At 70.6% G+C, this 1,087-nt stretch carries 1 protein-coding gene; it reads left to right on the top strand.

Annotation, left to right across the window (positions count from 1 at the left end; translation table 11 throughout):
- Positions 1-255 precede the first annotated feature (255 nt).
- Positions 256-1,014: a GntR family transcriptional regulator gene (locus tag ABZ780_RS31790; protein ID WP_357488469.1), complete on the top strand. Its 759-nt coding sequence runs from the start codon at positions 256-258 to the stop codon at positions 1,012-1,014.
- Positions 1,015-1,087 lie beyond the last annotated feature (73 nt).

Raw genomic sequence — 1,087 nt, 5'->3', positions numbered from 1 at the left:
AGCGCCTTGATGACTCGGAGCCACGCGGCCCGGTCGGTGACGTCTGGGGCGGGCACGTACACGCGTACGCCGCTGTCGGTGACGAGCAGGTGTACCGGCTCGTCGAGGGCGCTCTCCAGCGCGGTGCGTAACGCTGCTGCTCGCAGGCTGATAGACACAGCAATTCCCCGCTCTCGTGCGAGAGAATGACTCTCGTACGAGAGTAGCGGTGGACCCACTACTCTGTCACGCAAGTCACACGACGGGAGGCGGACAGTGAGCACCGAGACGCCGCTGTACCTGCGAGTCGCCGAGAGACTGCGCGCCCGCATCGAGTCCGGCGAACTCCCGCCAGGCGCCCGCCTTCCGTCCGTCTCCGAGATCTCCCGCGAGTACGGCGGCAGCAACTCCGTGGCCACCAGCGCGTATCGGCTGCTCGTCGACGAGGGCCTCGTCGTATCCCGCCACGGCGCCGGCCACTACGTCCGCGGCCACGACACCGCCGAACTGCTGGTACGCAGGCACCGCGCGCGGAGCGAAGACAGCCCGTTCGCCCAAGGCGCCGCCGAGCAGGGCGCGGTGGGGACGTGGCGTCATGAGTCGACAACCGAGCAGGCCAGCGAAGCCGTGGCGGCCCGGCTCGGCATCGACCAGGGCGCGCCGGTGATGCACACCAGCTACGTGTACCTCGCCGACGACCAGCCGGTGCAGCTCGCCGAATCGTGGGAGCCCCTCGAGGTCACTGGGCAATCGCTGGTAGCGCTGCCCGAGGTCGGCCCCTACGCCGGTGTTGGCGTGGCTGCCCGGATGCGGGTCCTCGGCATCAACGTGGGCGAGCCAGTGGAGCGGGTCCGTGCCCGGATGGCCAGTCGCACGGAGGCGCAGGCCCTGGGCATGACCCCGCCCGGCCCCGTCATGGCCGTCGAGCGGACCTACTACGACCAGGCCGCGGGGCGTCCTGTCGAGACGGCGGACATCGTGATGCGCGGTGACCGGTGGGTGGCCGAGTACGGGCAGGCACCCGAAGCGGGCTGACCCCAGACATGACGAAGCGGCCCCGCCAAACCCCAAGGGGAGAGCGGGGCCGGGGTCATTGGTTCTGGCGGCG

It is taken from the genome of Micromonospora sp. NPDC047467 (genome assembly GCF_040643095.1).
Lineage (GTDB): Bacteria > Actinomycetota > Actinomycetes > Mycobacteriales > Micromonosporaceae > Micromonospora.
The sequence above is the reverse complement of the archived record's forward strand: the minus strand, read 5'-3'. Positions and strand labels throughout refer to the sequence as shown.